The organism is Sedimentimonas flavescens, assembly GCF_019264375.1.
Taxonomy (GTDB): Bacteria; Pseudomonadota; Alphaproteobacteria; order Rhodobacterales; family Rhodobacteraceae; genus Rhodobacter; species Rhodobacter flavescens.
On the sequence record NZ_JAHVAI010000008.1, the window covers coordinates 1 to 15,568 of the forward strand.

General features: G+C 64.1%; 12 protein-coding genes. 7 read left to right on the forward strand and 5 right to left on the reverse strand.

The window, feature by feature from the left end:
• Nucleotides 1-350 precede the first annotated feature (350 nt).
• The 5 genes from cysD (at nucleotide 351) to KTQ37_RS09135 (ending at nucleotide 6,224) form a co-directional block, all read left to right on the forward strand.
• Complete coding sequence (cysD, locus tag KTQ37_RS09115; RefSeq protein ID WP_218630205.1) at nucleotides 351-1,268, forward strand: sulfate adenylyltransferase subunit CysD; 918 nt, start codon at nucleotides 351-353, stop codon at nucleotides 1,266-1,268.
• A 46-nt stretch (nucleotides 1,269-1,314) separates the two neighbouring features.
• Nucleotides 1,315-3,216 (forward strand): sulfate adenylyltransferase subunit CysN, encoded by a 1,902-nt coding sequence (cysN, locus tag KTQ37_RS09120; RefSeq protein ID WP_218630206.1) that lies wholly within the window; start codon nucleotides 1,315-1,317, stop codon nucleotides 3,214-3,216.
• A gap of 102 nt (nucleotides 3,217-3,318) precedes the next feature.
• Entirely contained in the window at nucleotides 3,319-4,440 is a 1,122-nt protein-coding gene (gene gmd / locus KTQ37_RS09125) for a GDP-mannose 4,6-dehydratase (protein WP_218630207.1), read from the forward strand.
• Between the two features lie 7 nt (nucleotides 4,441-4,447).
• Entirely contained in the window at nucleotides 4,448-5,404 is a 957-nt protein-coding gene (locus tag KTQ37_RS09130; protein WP_218630208.1) for a GDP-L-fucose synthase family protein, read from the forward strand.
• A gap of 58 nt (nucleotides 5,405-5,462) precedes the next feature.
• Entirely contained in the window at nucleotides 5,463-6,224 is a 762-nt protein-coding gene (locus KTQ37_RS09135) for a hypothetical protein (RefSeq protein ID WP_218630209.1), read from the forward strand.
• Between the two features lie 5 nt (nucleotides 6,225-6,229).
• On the opposite strand, the gene KTQ37_RS09140 is transcribed toward KTQ37_RS09135, so the two are convergent.
• Nucleotides 6,230-7,309 (reverse strand): PLP-dependent cysteine synthase family protein, encoded by a 1,080-nt coding sequence (locus tag KTQ37_RS09140; RefSeq protein ID WP_218630210.1) that lies wholly within the window; start codon nucleotides 7,307-7,309, stop codon nucleotides 6,230-6,232.
• Between the two features lie 286 nt (nucleotides 7,310-7,595).
• On the opposite strand from KTQ37_RS09140, the gene KTQ37_RS09145 reads away from it, so the two are divergent.
• Entirely contained in the window at nucleotides 7,596-9,263 is a 1,668-nt protein-coding gene (locus tag KTQ37_RS09145; protein ID WP_218630211.1) for an AMP-binding protein, read from the forward strand.
• Between the two features lie 115 nt (nucleotides 9,264-9,378).
• Here the strand turns inward: KTQ37_RS09145 and KTQ37_RS09150 are convergent, their stop codons facing one another.
• Genes KTQ37_RS09150 through KTQ37_RS09165 form a run of 4 tightly spaced genes read right to left on the reverse strand, consistent with a single transcriptional unit; the run spans nucleotide 9,379 to nucleotide 14,931 of the window.
• Nucleotides 9,379-11,535: a serine/threonine protein kinase gene (locus KTQ37_RS09150; RefSeq protein WP_218630212.1), complete on the reverse strand. Its 2,157-nt coding sequence runs from the start codon at nucleotides 11,533-11,535 to the stop codon at nucleotides 9,379-9,381.
• Between the two features lie 28 nt (nucleotides 11,536-11,563).
• Nucleotides 11,564-12,598, reverse strand: a complete 1,035-nt coding sequence (locus tag KTQ37_RS09155) for a TAXI family TRAP transporter solute-binding subunit (RefSeq protein ID WP_218630213.1) — start codon at nucleotides 12,596-12,598, stop codon at nucleotides 11,564-11,566.
• Between the two features lie 34 nt (nucleotides 12,599-12,632).
• Entirely contained in the window at nucleotides 12,633-13,580 is a 948-nt protein-coding gene (locus KTQ37_RS09160) for a TAXI family TRAP transporter solute-binding subunit (RefSeq protein ID WP_268921070.1), read from the reverse strand.
• A gap of 10 nt (nucleotides 13,581-13,590) precedes the next feature.
• Complete coding sequence (locus KTQ37_RS09165; protein ID WP_218630215.1) at nucleotides 13,591-14,931, reverse strand: CmpA/NrtA family ABC transporter substrate-binding protein; 1,341 nt, start codon at nucleotides 14,929-14,931, stop codon at nucleotides 13,591-13,593.
• Between the two features lie 40 nt (nucleotides 14,932-14,971).
• Here KTQ37_RS09165 and KTQ37_RS09170 point away from each other — a divergent pair, with 40 nt between their 5' ends.
• The gene (locus KTQ37_RS09170; RefSeq protein ID WP_218630216.1) at nucleotides 14,972-15,277 is read left to right on the forward strand and encodes a hypothetical protein; all 306 of its coding nucleotides are present in this window, start codon (nucleotides 14,972-14,974) and stop codon (nucleotides 15,275-15,277) included.
• Nucleotides 15,278-15,568: the final 291 nt, after the last annotated feature.

A 15,568-nucleotide genomic window follows, 5' to 3' on the forward strand; every position in this document is an offset into this window, starting at 1 on the left:
GAAATTGCCTTTGCCCATCTCGGCCTCCTTGCCTCAAAATTAGGGAAGAAGGCGTCTACAGATCTAGGGGCTATTCAAAGCACTGATACGAGGCGAACATAGCTGAGGCGCTTGCTGCAGCGCAACCTTTCAATTCACGAAATCGTATGTGTCGATACAATTTTTCCGAGTGCACCCTTTACCGCCGAGTCAAACGCGCACAAAAATCGGGCAGGAACGACCTTCCGAAGTTTCGGATGCAAAGGCGGCCATTATCCCGACGTTAACGGCTAATCTTGAAAACTCTCCCCCCAAACAGAGGTGCGTTCCGCCGCGACCGCTGATAGAAAAGCGCCAGACGAACCCGAGGGATGCAAAGCGCCGCCATGACAAAGAACCTCACCCATCTGCAACGCCTCGAAGCCGAGAGCATCCACATCCTGCGCGAGGTGGTGGCCGAGGCCGAGAACCCCGTCATGCTCTATAGCGTGGGCAAGGACAGCGCGGTGATGCTGCATCTGGCGAAAAAGGCCTTCTACCCGGCCCCGCCGCCCTTCCCGCTCCTGCATGTCGATACGACGTGGAAGTTCCGCGACATGTATGCGCTGCGCGACCGCGCGGCGAAGGCGGCCGGGATGGAGCTTTTGGTCTATCAGAACCCCGAGGCGAAGGCGAAGGGCATCAACCCGTTCGACCACGGCTCGCTGCACACCGACATGTGGAAGACCGAAGGGTTGAAGCAGGCGCTCGATCACTACGGGTTTGACGTGGCCTTCGGTGGCGCCCGCCGCGACGAGGAAAAAAGCCGCGCGAAAGAGCGCGTGTTCTCGTTCCGCTCGGCCAATCACCGGTGGGACCCCAAGAACCAGCGCCCCGAGCTTTGGCGGCTTTACAATGCGCGCAAGGCCAAGGGCGAAAGCGTGCGCGTCTTCCCGATCTCGAACTGGACCGAGTTGGACATCTGGCAATACATCCACCTTGAGGGGATCGAGATCGTGCCGCTTTACTTCTCGGCCCCGCGCCCGACCGTGGTGCGCGACGGGCTGATCCTGATGGTCGATGATGCGCGTTTCCCGCTGCGCGAGGGCGAAGAGCCCGTGATGCGCTCGGTCCGCTTCCGCACCCTTGGCTGCTACCCGCTGACCGGCGCCGTCGAAAGCGAAGCGCAGACCCTGCCCGAGGTCATTCAGGAGATGCTCCTGACCACCACATCCGAGCGCCAGGGACGCGCGATCGACCACGATCAGGCCGCGTCGATGGAGAAGAAGAAACAGGAAGGCTATTTCTGAGCCCCTCCCCCCATCCGGCCCCGGCCGCTTGCGAGAAGACACGACCATGACCGACCCCGTTTACAAGACCGACGCGCTGATCGCCCAGGATATCGACGCCTATCTTGAGGCGCATCAGCACAAGACCATGCTGCGCTTCATCACCTGCGGCTCGGTCGATGACGGCAAATCGACGCTGATCGGGCGGCTGCTTTACGACAGCAAGATGATCTTCGAGGACCAGCTGGCGGCGCTTGAGGCCGACAGCAAGCGCGTGGGCACGCAGGGGCAAGAGATCGACTTTGCGCTGCTGGTGGATGGCCTTGCGGCCGAGCGCGAACAGGGCATCACCATCGACGTGGCCTACCGCTTCTTCGCGACCGAAAAGCGCAAGTTCATCGTTGCCGACACCCCCGGCCATGAGCAATACACCCGCAACATGGTGACTGGCGCCTCGACCGCCGATCTGGCCGTGATCCTGATCGACGCGCGCAAGGGCGTGCTGACGCAGACCCGCCGCCACAGCTACCTTGTGCATCAGCTCGGCATCCGCAACATCGTGCTGGCGGTCAACAAGATGGACCTCGTGGGCTACGATCAGGCGACCTTTGACGCCATCGTCGCCGATTATCGCGCCTTTGCCACCAGCATCGGGATCGAAGATTTCGTGGCCATGCCGATCTCGGGCTTCAAGGGCGACAACATCACCGCGCTCAGCGAGAACACGCCGTGGTACGCCGGCCCCGCGCTGCTGCCGCATCTTGAAACGGTCGAGCTGGACGCGACCTCGGATCAGGCACGCCCCTTCCGGATGCCGGTGCAATGGGTCAACCGCCCCAATCTCGACTTCCGCGGCTTTGCGGGGCTGATCGCCAGCGGCTCGGTCCGCCCTGGGGACGAGGTGCGCGTGCTGCCCTCGGGCAAGACCTCTACGGTCGCGCGGATCGTCAGCCTCGGCGGCGACCGTGACGAGGCCGTTGCGGGCGAATCCGTCACCATCACGCTCGCGGATGAGATCGACTGCTCGCGCGGGCAGGTGATCGTCGCCGCCAAGGAGCCGCTTGAGGTCGCCGACCAGTTCGAGGCCACCGTGGTCTGGATGGACGAGACCGAGATGGTTCCGGGCCGCGCCTATTGGCTCAAGATCGGCACGCAGACCGTCTCGGCGACGGTTCAGCACCCGAAATTCCAGATCAACGTCAACACGATGGAGCATCTGGCCGCGAAAACGCTGGATTTGAACGCGATCGGCGTGGCGAATATCACCACCGACCGCGCCATCCCCTTCGCGCCTTATGCCGAGAACCGAGATCTGGGCGGCTTCATCCTGATCGACAAGATGACCAACCACACGGTCGCCGCCGGGATGATCCACTTCGCGCTGCGCCGCGCGCAGAACATCCACTGGCAGGCAACCGATCTTGGCCGTGATCACCATGCCGGGATGAAGAACCAAAAGCCCGCCGTACTGTGGATGACCGGCCTTTCGGGCTCGGGCAAGTCCACGATCGCGAACATCGTCGAGAAGAAATTGGCGCGGATGAATCGCCACACCTTCCTGCTGGATGGCGATAACGTGCGCCACGGGCTGAACAAGGATCTGGGCTTTACCGACGCCGACCGGGTAGAGAACATCCGCCGCGTGGGTGAGGTGGCCAAGTTGATGACCGACGCGGGCCTGATCGTGATCACCGCCTTCATCTCGCCCTTCCGGGCCGAGCGCGACATGGTGCGCGCGATGATGCAGCCGGGCGAATTCGTCGAGGTCTTCATCGACACCCCGCTTTCCGTCGCCGAAGGGCGCGACGTGAAGGGGCTTTACGCCAAGGCCCGCTCGGGCGCGCTGAAGAACTTCACCGGAATCGACTCGCCCTACGAGGCGCCGGACAGCCCCGAGATCCGCATCGATACCACGCAGATGACGCCCGAAGAGGCGGCCGATCTGATCATCGCCAAGCTGATCCCCTAAGGGACGAAGCGGCGGGGCCCCGGCCCCGCCGTTTTCACTCCAAGGGCCTTGCCCAAATTCGTCAAACACGTAAAGGTTGCATTAACGCAACCGAGGGATGTGATGGCGAAGAAAGCCCTGATCACCGGCATCACCGGACAGGACGGCTCCTATCTGGCCGAATTCCTGCTGGCCAAGGGCTACGAGGTGCACGGCCTCAAGCGCCGCGCCTCGTCATTCAACACGCAGCGCATCGACCATATCTACCAGGACCCGCATGAGGACGCGCGCCGCCTGCACCTGCATTACGGCGATCTGACCGACAGTTCCAACCTGACCCGCATCCTGGCGGCGGTGGAGCCCGACGAGGTCTATAACCTTGGCGCGCAAAGTCATGTAGCGGTCAGCTTCGAGGCGCCCGAATACACCGCAGATGTCGATGCCATGGGCACTCTGCGACTGCTTGAGGCGATCCGATTTCTGGGGCTGGAGCGCAAGACGCGCTTCTATCAGGCCTCGACCTCCGAGCTATACGGGCAGGTCCAGCACAGCCCGCAGAGTGAGTCGACGCCCTTCCACCCTCGCTCGCCCTATGCGGTGGCCAAGCTTTATGCCTATTGGATCACGGTGAACTACCGCGAGGCCTATGGCCTCTTTGCCTGCAACGGCATCCTCTTCAATCACGAATCCCCGCGCCGGGGCGAGACTTTCGTGACCCGCAAGATCACGCGTGGGCTGACGAATATCGCGCAGGGGATCGAGGATTGCCTCTTCATGGGAAATATCGACGCCCGGCGTGATTGGGGCCACGCACGCGACTATGTGCGGGCGCAGTGGCTGATGCTGCAACAGGATGCGCCCGAGGATTTCGTGATCGCGACCGGGCAGCAGCACTCCGTGCGCGACTTCATCCGCTGGTCGGCCGCCGAACTGGGCGTGGCGCTGCGCTTTGAGGGCGATGGCGTGGACGAGGTCGCGGTTGTCGAGCGCGTGACAAGCAACATGGCCCCGGCGCTGCGGCCCGGCCATGTGGTGATGCGCATCGACCCGCGTTACTTCCGCCCCGCCGAGGTCGAGACGCTGCTCGGCGATGCCTCGAAAGCCCGCGAAAAGCTTGAGTGGCAGCCCGAGGTCTCGGCCCGGCAGATCTGCGCCGAAATGGTGGCCGAGGATCTGCGCGCGGCACGGCGCCAGCGCCTGCTGATGGAGAACGGCCTTGGGCTGCCGGTCTCGATTGCAAGCTGAGGCCGGAATGCGGATTTTCCTTGCGGGTCATCGGGGCATGGTGGGCAGCGCGATATTGCGGCGACTGTCGGCCGACGGGGCCGATGTCATCACCCGCGAACGCGCCGCGCTCAACCTGACAGATCAGGCCGCAGTGCGCCGCTTCATGCAGTCCGAACGCCCCGATCAGGTCATCCTGGCCGCCGCACGGGTCGGCGGCATTCATGCCAACGCCACGCGCCCGGCCGAGTTCCTCTATGAGAACCTGATGATCGAAGCGAATGTCATCCATCAGGCCCATGCGGCGGGGGTGAGGCGGCTTTTGTTCCTCGGATCATCCTGCATCTATCCGCGCGCGGCTGCGCAGCCCATGCCCGAGGAGGCACTGCTGAGCGGCGCGCTCGAACCCACGAACGAGCCCTACGCCATCGCGAAAATCGCCGGGATCAAGCTCTGCGAAAGCTACAATCGCCAGCACGGCACCGACTTTCGCGCGCTGATGCCCACCAATCTTTATGGCCCGGGCGACAACTTCCACCCCGAGAACAGCCATGTCCTGCCCGCCCTGCTGCGCCGCTTCCATGAGGCCGTGCTGCGCGGCGAGGATGAGGTCACAATCTGGGGCAGCGGCACCCCCCTGCGTGAGTTCCTGCATGTAGACGATCTGGCCGAGGCCGCCCTGTTCGCGATGGCCGTGCCGGCCGAGGTCTGGCGCGCGCAGACACAACCCATGTGCAGCCATATCAATGTTGGCACAGGGTCCGAGATCAGCATCGCGGATCTGGCGCGGATGATCGCGGGGGTCAGCAGTTTCGCGGGCCGGATCGTGTTCGATCCCACGCGCACCGATGGCGCGCCGCGCAAGCTGCTGGATGTCAGCCGCCTCGCCGGGATGGGCTGGCGCGCCCGCATCGCCCTGCCCGATGGCCTAGCGCAAACCTACCGCTGGTATTGCGACAATCAGCACGGCCTGCGGCAGTCCTGAAGCAGCCCGTCCAGCTTGCACCCGCGCGGGCGCTCGGGTCATATTGCCCGACCGCGACATGACAGGACCGCCCATGACCGAGATGACCACCTTCGCCGAAGAGCTTCTGGCCGCCTATCGCGCGGGAACCCGGATCGCACCGCAGGGGGCGCTGCCGACCTCGGCGGCACAGGCCTATGTGGTGCAGTCGCATATGCTGGCAGCGCTTGGCCCGGCGGGCGGCTTCAAGGTGGGGCTGAAACCCGACGCGCCGCCGATCATGGCGCCGATCATGGCCGCGCGCTGTCAGCCCTCTGGCAGCCGCTACCCGGTCGCGGACCGTATCGGGGTCGAGCTTGAGGTCGGCTGGAAGATCATCGCCCCCCTGCCCGATCCCGCGCAGCCCGACTACCTGCGCGCGGTGACGTCCTGCATCGTCCCCCTGCCGGTGATCGAGTTGGTCGATACGCGCATCAGCGGCCCGGCGGCGGCCGACCCGCTGGTGAAACTCGCGGATTTCCAGATCAATTCCGGGCTGATTCTAGGCGCCCCGCTGGCCGATTGGGATGGTGGCGATTTCACCCACCTGACGGGCCGGATGCAGGCAGGCGCGCAGGTTTTGCTGGACGGCACGACCGAGGTGCCCGGCGGCTCGGCCCTTGGCACCCTGCACGCGCTGCACCGCGCGATCGGCGATCACTGCGGCGGGCTGCAACCCGGCCAGATCGTCATCACCGGCACGATCCACCCGCTCACCTATGTCCCCGGCAATATCGAGGTCAGGGGCGAGATTTCGGGTCTCGGGACTGTTTCGGTCAGCCTCGAGACCCTCTCCGCCTAAGCGGTTCAGCCCATCTGGAAGCCGGGCGTCGAGAGCGAGATCGACTGCTCTTCCGCGTCCATGTCATCGACGATCCCGTCAAACAGTGGCGTGGTCATGTAACGCTCGCCGGTGTCGGGCAGCATCGCCAGGATGACCGAGCCGGGCGCGGCGCGCTCGGCCACCTGCATCGCGACGGCAAAGCTCGACCCGCCGGAAATCCCGGTCAGAATACCTTCCTGCGCCGCCAGCTTGCGGGCCCAGGCCACGCCCTCGGCGCCGGCAACCGGGATCAGCTCGTCATAGCCGCCGTTGTCGAGCGCCTCTTGCAACACGAGCGGGATGAAATCCGGGGTCCAGCCCTGAATCGGGTGCGGCTCGAACGCGGGATGGCTGACCGCGGGCGAGCCATCCGAACCGCGCTCCTGCGCGATATCGCTGGCCACCAGTGCCGCGTTGGCAGGCTCGGACAGCACGATCTTGGTTTCGGGCCGCTCGCGCCGCAGAACGCGGGCAAGGCCCGTCACGGTGCCGCCGGTGCCATAGCCCGTGACGAAGTAATCAAGCCGGTCCCCCGCGAAATCGGCGAGGATCTCGCGCGCGGTGGTGCTTTCGTGAATATCGGCATTGGCGTCGGTCTCGAACTGCCGCGCCAGAAACCAGCCATGCTGCTCGGCCAGTTCAACCGCCTTGCGATACATGCCGGTGCCCTTCTGGGCACGCGGGGTCAGGATCACCTTGGCACCCAGCATCCGCATCAGCTTGCGCCGCTCGATCGAGAAGCTGTCGGCCATGGTCACCACAAGCGGGTAGCCCTTCTGCGCGCAGACCATCGCTAGGCCGATCCCGGTATTGCCGCTGGTGGCCTCGACCACCGTCTGGCCGGGCTTGAGCGCGCCCGAACGCTCGGCCGCCTCGATGATGTTCAGCGCAAGGCGATCCTTGACCGAACTGGCCGGGTTGAAGAACTCGGCCTTCACATACATGCGTACGCCTTCGGGCGCGAGGTTGTTGATGCGAATGACGGGCGTATCCCCGACCGCATCCAGAATGCTGTCGTAAAGCCGCCCGCGCCCATGCGTCGTGCGAATACCCTGTTCGGCCATTGTGCAGTCCCCCCTGTCTTTTTCCGACCGCGAAAACGCGTGGGCAAAGTGTAGCGCGTCGGCGCGCGCAAGACACAGGGAAACGCGTCTAACCCACCTATAAAGACAGGTTTTCCGCCAGCGGCACATTGCGCGAACCGACTGCCCAAACTCGGCTTTCCGGCTGGACAGATTGTCCATGCGACCCTGCGTCACCTTCATGCCCGGTGGACAGCGAAGGCCACGCGCGCTTTTCTGTGAGCGGAGGAGGCGAGCCTGGTTTCCGGGCCTCGCAGGGGAGATCATCATGCTGTCGGCCAAGGGCAGTTATGCCGCCACACGCGCCGCGTTTCAGTGGGATATTCCCGCGCGCTACAATATCGGCGTCGATGTCTGCGACCGTTGGGCCGCGACCGAACCCGACCGCGTCGCGTTGATCGAGGTCGCGGATGACGGCTACGGCGCGATGCGCGAAACCAGCTACGCCGAGTTGCGCGATGCCTCGAACCGCTTTGCCAATGTGCTGCGGGGTCTCGGGTTGGGCGCGAATGGGGAGGAGGCCGGTGACCGGGTGGCGATCTTGCTGCCCCAACAGCGCGAGACCGCCATCGCGCATATCGCGGCCTTCAAGGCGGGCTGCGTGTCGCTTCCGCTCTTCACGCTCTTTGGCCCCGACGCGCTCTTGCTGCGGCTGCGCGACAGCGGCGCGCGGGTTCTGGTGACCGACAGCGCAAGTCTGCCGATGATCCGGGCCATCCACGACGCGCTGCCGGAATTGCAGACGATCTTCACCGTCGATGGTGCCAATGCGGGAACACAGGATTTCGCGGCCGCCTGCGCCAACGCCTCGCCCCTATTCACGCCGGTGGACAGTGGGGCCGAAGCGCCAGCCATCCTGATCTATACCTCGGGAACGACGGGCAACCCCAAGGGCGCGCTCCATGCGCACCGTGTCTTGCTCGGCCATCTGCCGGGGATCGAGATGAGCCACGACTTCCTGCCCCAGCCCGGCGATCGGATCTGGACCCCTGCGGACTGGGCCTGGATCGGCGGGCTCCTCGATGTGCTTCTGCCCGCGCTGCATCACGGTGTGCCGGTGGTCGCCTGCCGCTTTCGCAAGTTCTCGGCCAGAGCGGCGGCGGACCTGATCCGGCGGCTGGATATCCGCAACGCCTTCCTGCCGCCGACCGCGCTCAAGATGATGAAGGCCGACCCGGAGAGCCTGAACTGGGGCATCCGGATGCGCTCGGTCGCAAGCGGGGGCGAGCCACTAGGCGCCCAGTTGCTTGAATGGGGCCGCGCGGCACTCGGCGTCACGATCAACGAGTTCTACGGGCAAACCGAGTGCAACATGGTGGTTTCCAGCTGTGCGGCCCTTGCCCCTTCGGCAGCGAGCGTCATGGGCTGGCCCGTCCCCGGCCATGAGGTCGACGTTATCGACGAGAAGACCGGGCTGCGCCTTGCCCCCGGTGTGGAAGGCGCGATCGCCATCCTGTCGCCCGACCCGGTGATGTTCCTTGGCTATTGGCGCCAACCCGCTGCCACGGAAGCAAAATTCGTAACCGGACCCAAGGGGCGCTGGCTCGTGACGGGCGACCGGGGCGAGCGCTGCGCCGACGGGCGGCTGCGCTTCAAGGGGCGTGACGACGATATCATCTCAACCGGCGGGTATCGCGTCGGTCCGGCAGAAATCGAGGACTGCCTGATTGCGCATCCGGCCATCGCCATGGCGGGCGTCGTTGGTCAACCCGATCCGCTGCGCGGCGAGATCGTCGCGGCCTTCATCACCCTGCGTCCCGGCTTCGCCCCCACCGAAGCGCTGCGGGCTGAAATCGCCGCCCATGTCCGCGACCGGTTGGCCGCCTATGAATACCCGCGCGCGATCTACTTCACGGCCGATCTGCCCGTTACGACGACAGGCAAGATCATCCGCAACGCATTGCGCCAGCGCCTGATCGACGGGCAGCCCGAGTGACCGAGCACCCCGCTCGAACGTGAGCCGTCCCCGCGCATCGCCATTGTGAATGGCGCCAGGGAACCGATGGCCCCTGGCGCCTGCAGAGAAGAGAGAAACTCTGCCGGGAACGTCGTTACGGCGTGCTCAGGCCAACGCCGATGATCTTGGTGGCGCCGTTGCGCTGGACGATCAGCTCGTAGGACGGCTGGCCCAGACGGCTGAAGCCTTCGAGGACACCGGACAGGTCCGAGGCACGCTCGATCCGGCGGCCGGACTGGCGCTCGGACAGCAGGATGTCGCCCGCGATCAGGCCGCTGGCCTCCGAGGCCGCGCTGACCCGCACGCGCCATGCGTCGCGGTCGCGCTCCTGCACCACATCAAAGATCCCCATGCTCACCTCGCGCGTGACCTGCACGGGTAATTCGGCTTCGGTCGTGGTGCCAAAGAGCGGGTTGGTGACCTCAATCGGAAGCCCGGCAGAGGCCGGGTCGCTCAGCGCGAAATAGCTCGCCGCAAGCGCTGCGACACCAGCCGGGTCTCCGCCCACGGGCGCACCACCAACGGCGGCCAGGATCGTGCCAGCCGGATAGGGGCTATGCTCGCCGCCCGAAAAGACGACCGCGGGCTTGCCCGCTGCATCGGCACCCTGCGTCAGGGCGAGTTCGATATCGATATGCCAGCCACCCTGCCCCGCATCCGGCGCGGCCGCAGCGGGTTTAGCCGGAGTAAAGAGCGCCGCCGGGGATGCGGGTTCCGCCGCAGGGGCGGCTGCGGGCGCGGGTGTCGTGATCTGCTCGGGCGCGGGTTCTTGCGCTGCGGGGGCCGGGGCCTGCGCCACGGCAGCAGGCGCCTGCGCGGCGGGTTCCACCACGGCAGGTTCACTCACCGCGACCTCCTCCCCCTTGTTTGCAAAAGCAAAATACCCACCCGCCGCACCGATCGCGATCGCTGCCGCAGCAAGGATCATCCCGAGGTTCGACTTGCCCCCCGTTTTCGGACGCAAAGCCGAGATGTCATCAGGGCCGGCGCTGACCAATGGCGGCAGCACCTCGGCCCCCGCGCGTTTGGCCCGGGCACTGGCCTCGGCGGACGCCGGGTCATGCACGGCGGTTGCGGTGCGCTCGACCTGGCGCGTCGCGGGCTTGGTGACCGGTCGACCCGGGGCGCAGGCCGCTTTTTGCGCGGGCGCACAGGCCGGGCGCGTTACCGGTTTGCAGGCCTGTCCGGGCCGCTCGGTCGTGCGCGCACCTGCGGGCACCGCCGGACGGGTCGGCACAGGAATGCGCGGCTCGCTTGCAGGATTTCGCCGCGCGGGGGCGGAATTCGCCTCTTGCCCGACGACATGCAGATGCGGCTTGCGCGGGCTGACCGGTTGGCCGTCGGCGTCATAGGTGGTCTGCATCAGTTCCAGCAACTCCGAGGCGCGCTGCGGCCGATCCTCGGGAGAAAGCGCCATGGCCTTGTCGATGGCGCGCAGGAACCCCTCGGGGAAACCGCGCACCGCGCCGACCAGAGGGGCCAGCGGATCAGCCTGATCGTTCTGTTGCGCAACCACGCGGCGCTGCGCATCGACCGGAACGTGCCCGGTGACAAGCGTGTAGAGCGTTGCGCCGAAGGAATAGATATCACTTGCGGCTGAATGCTTCTCGCCCGGCTGGTAGAATTCGGGCGGAGAAAAGCCGTCCTTCACCGCGAAGATCGACTGTGCCAGCGCGGCATCCACGTTGCGCGCGGCGCCAAAGTCGATCAGCACCGGCGTGTCATCCTTCGACACGATGATATTGTCGGGCGCGATGTCCCGGTGCAGCACGCCATGGCGATGCACATAATCCAGCGCGCCGACCAATTGCCGGGCCAGATCCATGATCCGGCGCGGCGTCAGGTAGCCGGATTTCTCATCGACATGGGTCGTCAGATCGACGCCATCGACATATTCCAGCGCCATATAGGCGGTGTCATTCTCTTCGAAGAAATGCAGCACCGGCACCACGTTTTCGTGCTTGAGCTTGGCCAGCTGGCGCGCCTCGCCCACGAAATTCTGGATCAGCTTTTCGAAATCATCCTCGTGCGAGCGGGTCTGCGGGCGCACCTGCTTGGAGCGGCGCAGACACACGCTGGCGGGGAAGCATTCCTTGAGCACCACCTTGCGGCCGATCTGGTCGCCCGCAAGATAGGTCAGCCCGAAACCACCCGACCCAAGATGGTCGGTAATCGCATAGGTGCCATTCAGAAGCGTGGTCCCGACAGGCAGGAAATCGTCACCGGGTTCAAGGCTTTCAGCGTAGTTCATTGGTCTCCCCCCTCTTCGAGGCAAACGCTCATTCTTCGTTCAACGTCTTCATCACATCAAAGATGTTCGGGCCGTCGGCTTCGGCTTTCGGGGCGCCTTCCAGCACCTCGGCCACCAGCGATGCGCGTTCCCAATGCGGAACTTCGACGTCAAAGCTGAACTCGGCCCATTTCGGGTGGTGTCCCGGACCGCTGCGCAGAACCTGCTCGTTCGCCTTGATCTCGCGCACGAAGTTCCCGATCTTCTCGCGATCGTCGAGGCCCATGCGCTGGCCCTCTTCGATGGCGAAGACGACGTCGACGGCCAGGCTCTGGGTCAGCTTGTCCGACACCAGCGCCGGGTAGTCATCGCCGGTGAACTCGGCCGGGCGGTAGATCGCGCCAAGCTCCTCGCTCAGCGGCACTTCCAGCAAACGCAGGCCGTCTTCGGGCTTGAGGCTGCGCAGAAAGCCGTTGGGCTTGCCGTAGAGCATGAAGACCGCGTCCAGTTCGCCGCGCTTGAGCGCCTGGATACTGTCGGTCATCGGCAGTTCGACGGCGCGCGGGCTGACCTTGAGCGCGCGCATCACCAGCCGCGAGGTCAGCGAGGTGCCCGAGCCGGTCTCTCCGATCGCGACGTTGCGGCCCGACAGGTCGTAGACCGTGTCGAAGGTGCTGTCTTCGCGCACCAGCACATGCAGCTCGCTGGTGAAGGCGCGGGCGATGAATTTCACATTCTTCAGCCGCTCATCATCGGGATGACGCAGGCGTTCGGAAATAAGCACGTCCGAGTTGATCACCGCGACGTCGGCAAAGCGGAAGTTCATCAGGTCGCGCAGGTTCTTCTGGCTACCCGTCGAGAGATATTGCACCACGCGCAGCTTCGAGCGGCCGTCGAGCGTGCGGGCGATCTGGTCGCCGATCTGAACCGCCGTGCCGACCGAGCTTTCCGAGACGAGGCCGAGCCGCCCCGCATTCGCATCGCGCACCGCCGCGCCCTGGGCGTTGACCGGAGTGACGCCGCTTGAGGCCATCATCAATCCCACGCAGGCCGACCGGACAAACTTGGAGAAAGTAAGTTTCATTGTCTGAGTCCTTATCAATGTCGGATGCCACGCATCAGTTGGACGGGCGCGTGACGGCGTTGCGGAAGTATTCGAACTGGGTCCAGCCATCGACTTTCGCGGTCAGGTCGATCTCACGCCATTTCGGGTGACGCGGCGGCTGACCAAGGCGCGGAACCGTTGCCAGGAAGGCGTCGGTGAACCGCGTGAGGTTCTGGTAGCGCGCGCTCGACGGCGGGAACTTGTTATAAACCGCGAGGATCGTCGGCACCGAGATCGTCTCGACGAACTTGTCGTCCACGAGGTCGGGATAGGTCTCGGCCGAGATCTCGGCAGGGTTGTAGATGCCCTTGAAGGCGTCCGAATAGCCCACGTTGGCCAGCTTCAGCGCGTCTTCCTGTAGGATCTGGGTCAGGATCGGCGAGGGCGCCGGGCCGACGTAGAACATCCCGTCGATCTCGCCCCGCTTGAGCGCGTCGATGCTCGCTTCGGTCGAGAGGAACACGGCGTTGACCTTGACGCCGAGCATCCGCAGCACGAGGCGCGAGGTCAGCGCGGTATCGCTGGTGGTCGTGCCGACCGAGATGCGCTTGCCGTTCATGTCCTGCAGCGAGTCCGCGCCACCATCCTTACGAACGATCAGGTGCAATTCGCTGTCGAACACCTTGGCAAGGTAGGCCAGACGGGTCAGCGCCGGGTGGTTCGGCTCGGTGAACTGAAGGTTGGCCATCTGGTCGGCGTTGACGAAGCCTAGGTCCACGCCGCGCAGATAGAGCAGATCGTCGATCGTCTGACGCGAGCTTTTGCCAAGCATCGTGCGGACCTCGGTGCCCGACCAGCCGTTCAGTGCCTGGCCCAGTTCTTCACCCAGTGTCGCGAACGAGCTGCCGTATTCGCCTGCCATGACGCCGATCGACGGCAGTTCCTCTTCGGCCTTCGCGGTTCCGCTTAGTGCGGCGGTGACCGCGAGGGCTGCAAACATTCCTTTAAAGAAGTGACGCATGTTCCTGCCCTCAGTTCGTGTTGCCGATGGCCATCCGCGAGAGATAGCCGAGCGGATCGTGACCGTCGTATTCCACCCCGTCGATGAACTCGGCCGTGGGCGCGCGGTAGCCGTCGGTGCCTGCCGGGACTTCATCCTCGGTCAGATGACCCTCGGAGATCAGCGCCTTGGCGGCTTCCATGTAGATGTCGGGGCGATAGGTCGCCTTGGCGATGTCGTGATACCACTCGGCCGACTTGGCTTCGGTGATCTGGCCCCAACGGCGCATCTGGGTCAGGTACCAGATAGCGTCCGAATAGTAGGGATAGGTCGCATAATCCGCGAAGAAGGTGTTGAATTCCGGGATGATACGCTTGTCGCCGGGCTCAAACTCGAAGGTGCCGGTCATCGAGTTGATGATCACGTTGGCATCGGCTCCGACATATTCGGGGCGCGCCAGCATGTCGGCGGCCTCGGGGCGGTTGAAAGTGCCGCCATCATCAAGCCATTTCGCCGCGCGGATCATCGCCTTGACGATGGCAACCGTGGTCTTGGGGTTGGCCGAGATGAACTCCTCGGTCATGCCGAAGACTTTCTCGGGGTTGTTCTTCCAGATCTGGTGATCCGAGATCACCGGAACGCCCACGCCGCGGAACAGCGCCTCCTGGTTCCAGGGTTCGCCCACGCAGTAGCCCGCGATCGCCCCCGAAGCCATCGTCTCGGGCATTTTCGGCGGCGGGGTCACCGACAGCTCCACATCGGCGTTTTCGGTGCCGCCGGTGATGCCGGTGAGATCCTCGGCCTTGTACATGCCGGGGTTCAGCCCGCCAGCGGCCAGCCAGTAACGCAGTTCGTAGTTATGGGTCGAGACCGGGTAAACCATGCCCATCTGCAAGGGCTTGCCCTCGGCCTTCATCTTGGCGGCCACATCCTTGAGGACCGAGGCCGAGATCGGGTGCTTGGGGCGGCCGTAATCGTCGCGCGGCACGATACCCGCGATCTGCGCCCAGAGGTCGTTCGACACGGTAATGCCGTTGCCGTTCAGATCCATCGACAGGGGCGTGACGAAATTCGCCTGTACGCCGATCCCGATGCGCCCCGCCAGCGGCTGACCCGCGAGCATGTGCGACCCGTCGAGCGAGCCATCCGCGACGCCCTCGGACACCGCCGTCCAGTTCGGCATCGCCTTGAGCGTGACGTTCAGCCCTTCGTCGGCGAAATAGCCGTTCTCCAGCGCGACGGCGAGCGGAGCCATGTCAGTCAGCTTGATGAAGCCGAAGACGAGATCCGGCTTTTCGACATCGGCAGCCATCGCAGAAGATGCGAACGGAAGAGCAACCGTAAGGAGAGTTGAGAAGAAACCAGATTTCATCCGTGTAACCTTCGAGATTGTGTCAAATCGGCTGGCGCACATGGCTAACCACTGCTGTATTGTTAACAGCGACAATCTGGTCAAATTGGGGCGTCACCGTGGAGTATTTGGCCAATCTTCGGGCGTAAAGGTGACGACACCCTCCCTAGGAACACTTGGAAAAATCAGGGAAATTGCCGTTTCGAAGCGCTTTGGTCAGGCAATTTACGGTCACGTGACGCAACCGGCACCTCGTTCCGAAAGCCACATCGTTTCAAATTTTATGTTTATCTTTCAATTTGCTACGAACATTTCGCTGAACACGCGGCTGTGCGCGTTGATCATCAGTGCTGCGCAAGCCAACTAAATGCGGCCACTTCGTGACCGCTCAGCGCGGCACCCAACCAGCGGATGAATCGATCATTCTCGCCGTTCGTGATTCTCGGATCGAAAAGCTTCCTCAACGGTGAATTGTTTCTGAGTGCCCTGACGACAAGCCATCGACCGAGAAGGTCCGGAAGCGGCCCCCAAAACGTATCCAAAAGGATATGCCAGCCCCCCAATCCGTACAGCTTACCCAAGGTAATCGGAAAAAATATCGTGTTTTTAGCACTTTACAGGCGACACCTACAGCAACAGTAATGTGCCATCCGAAATG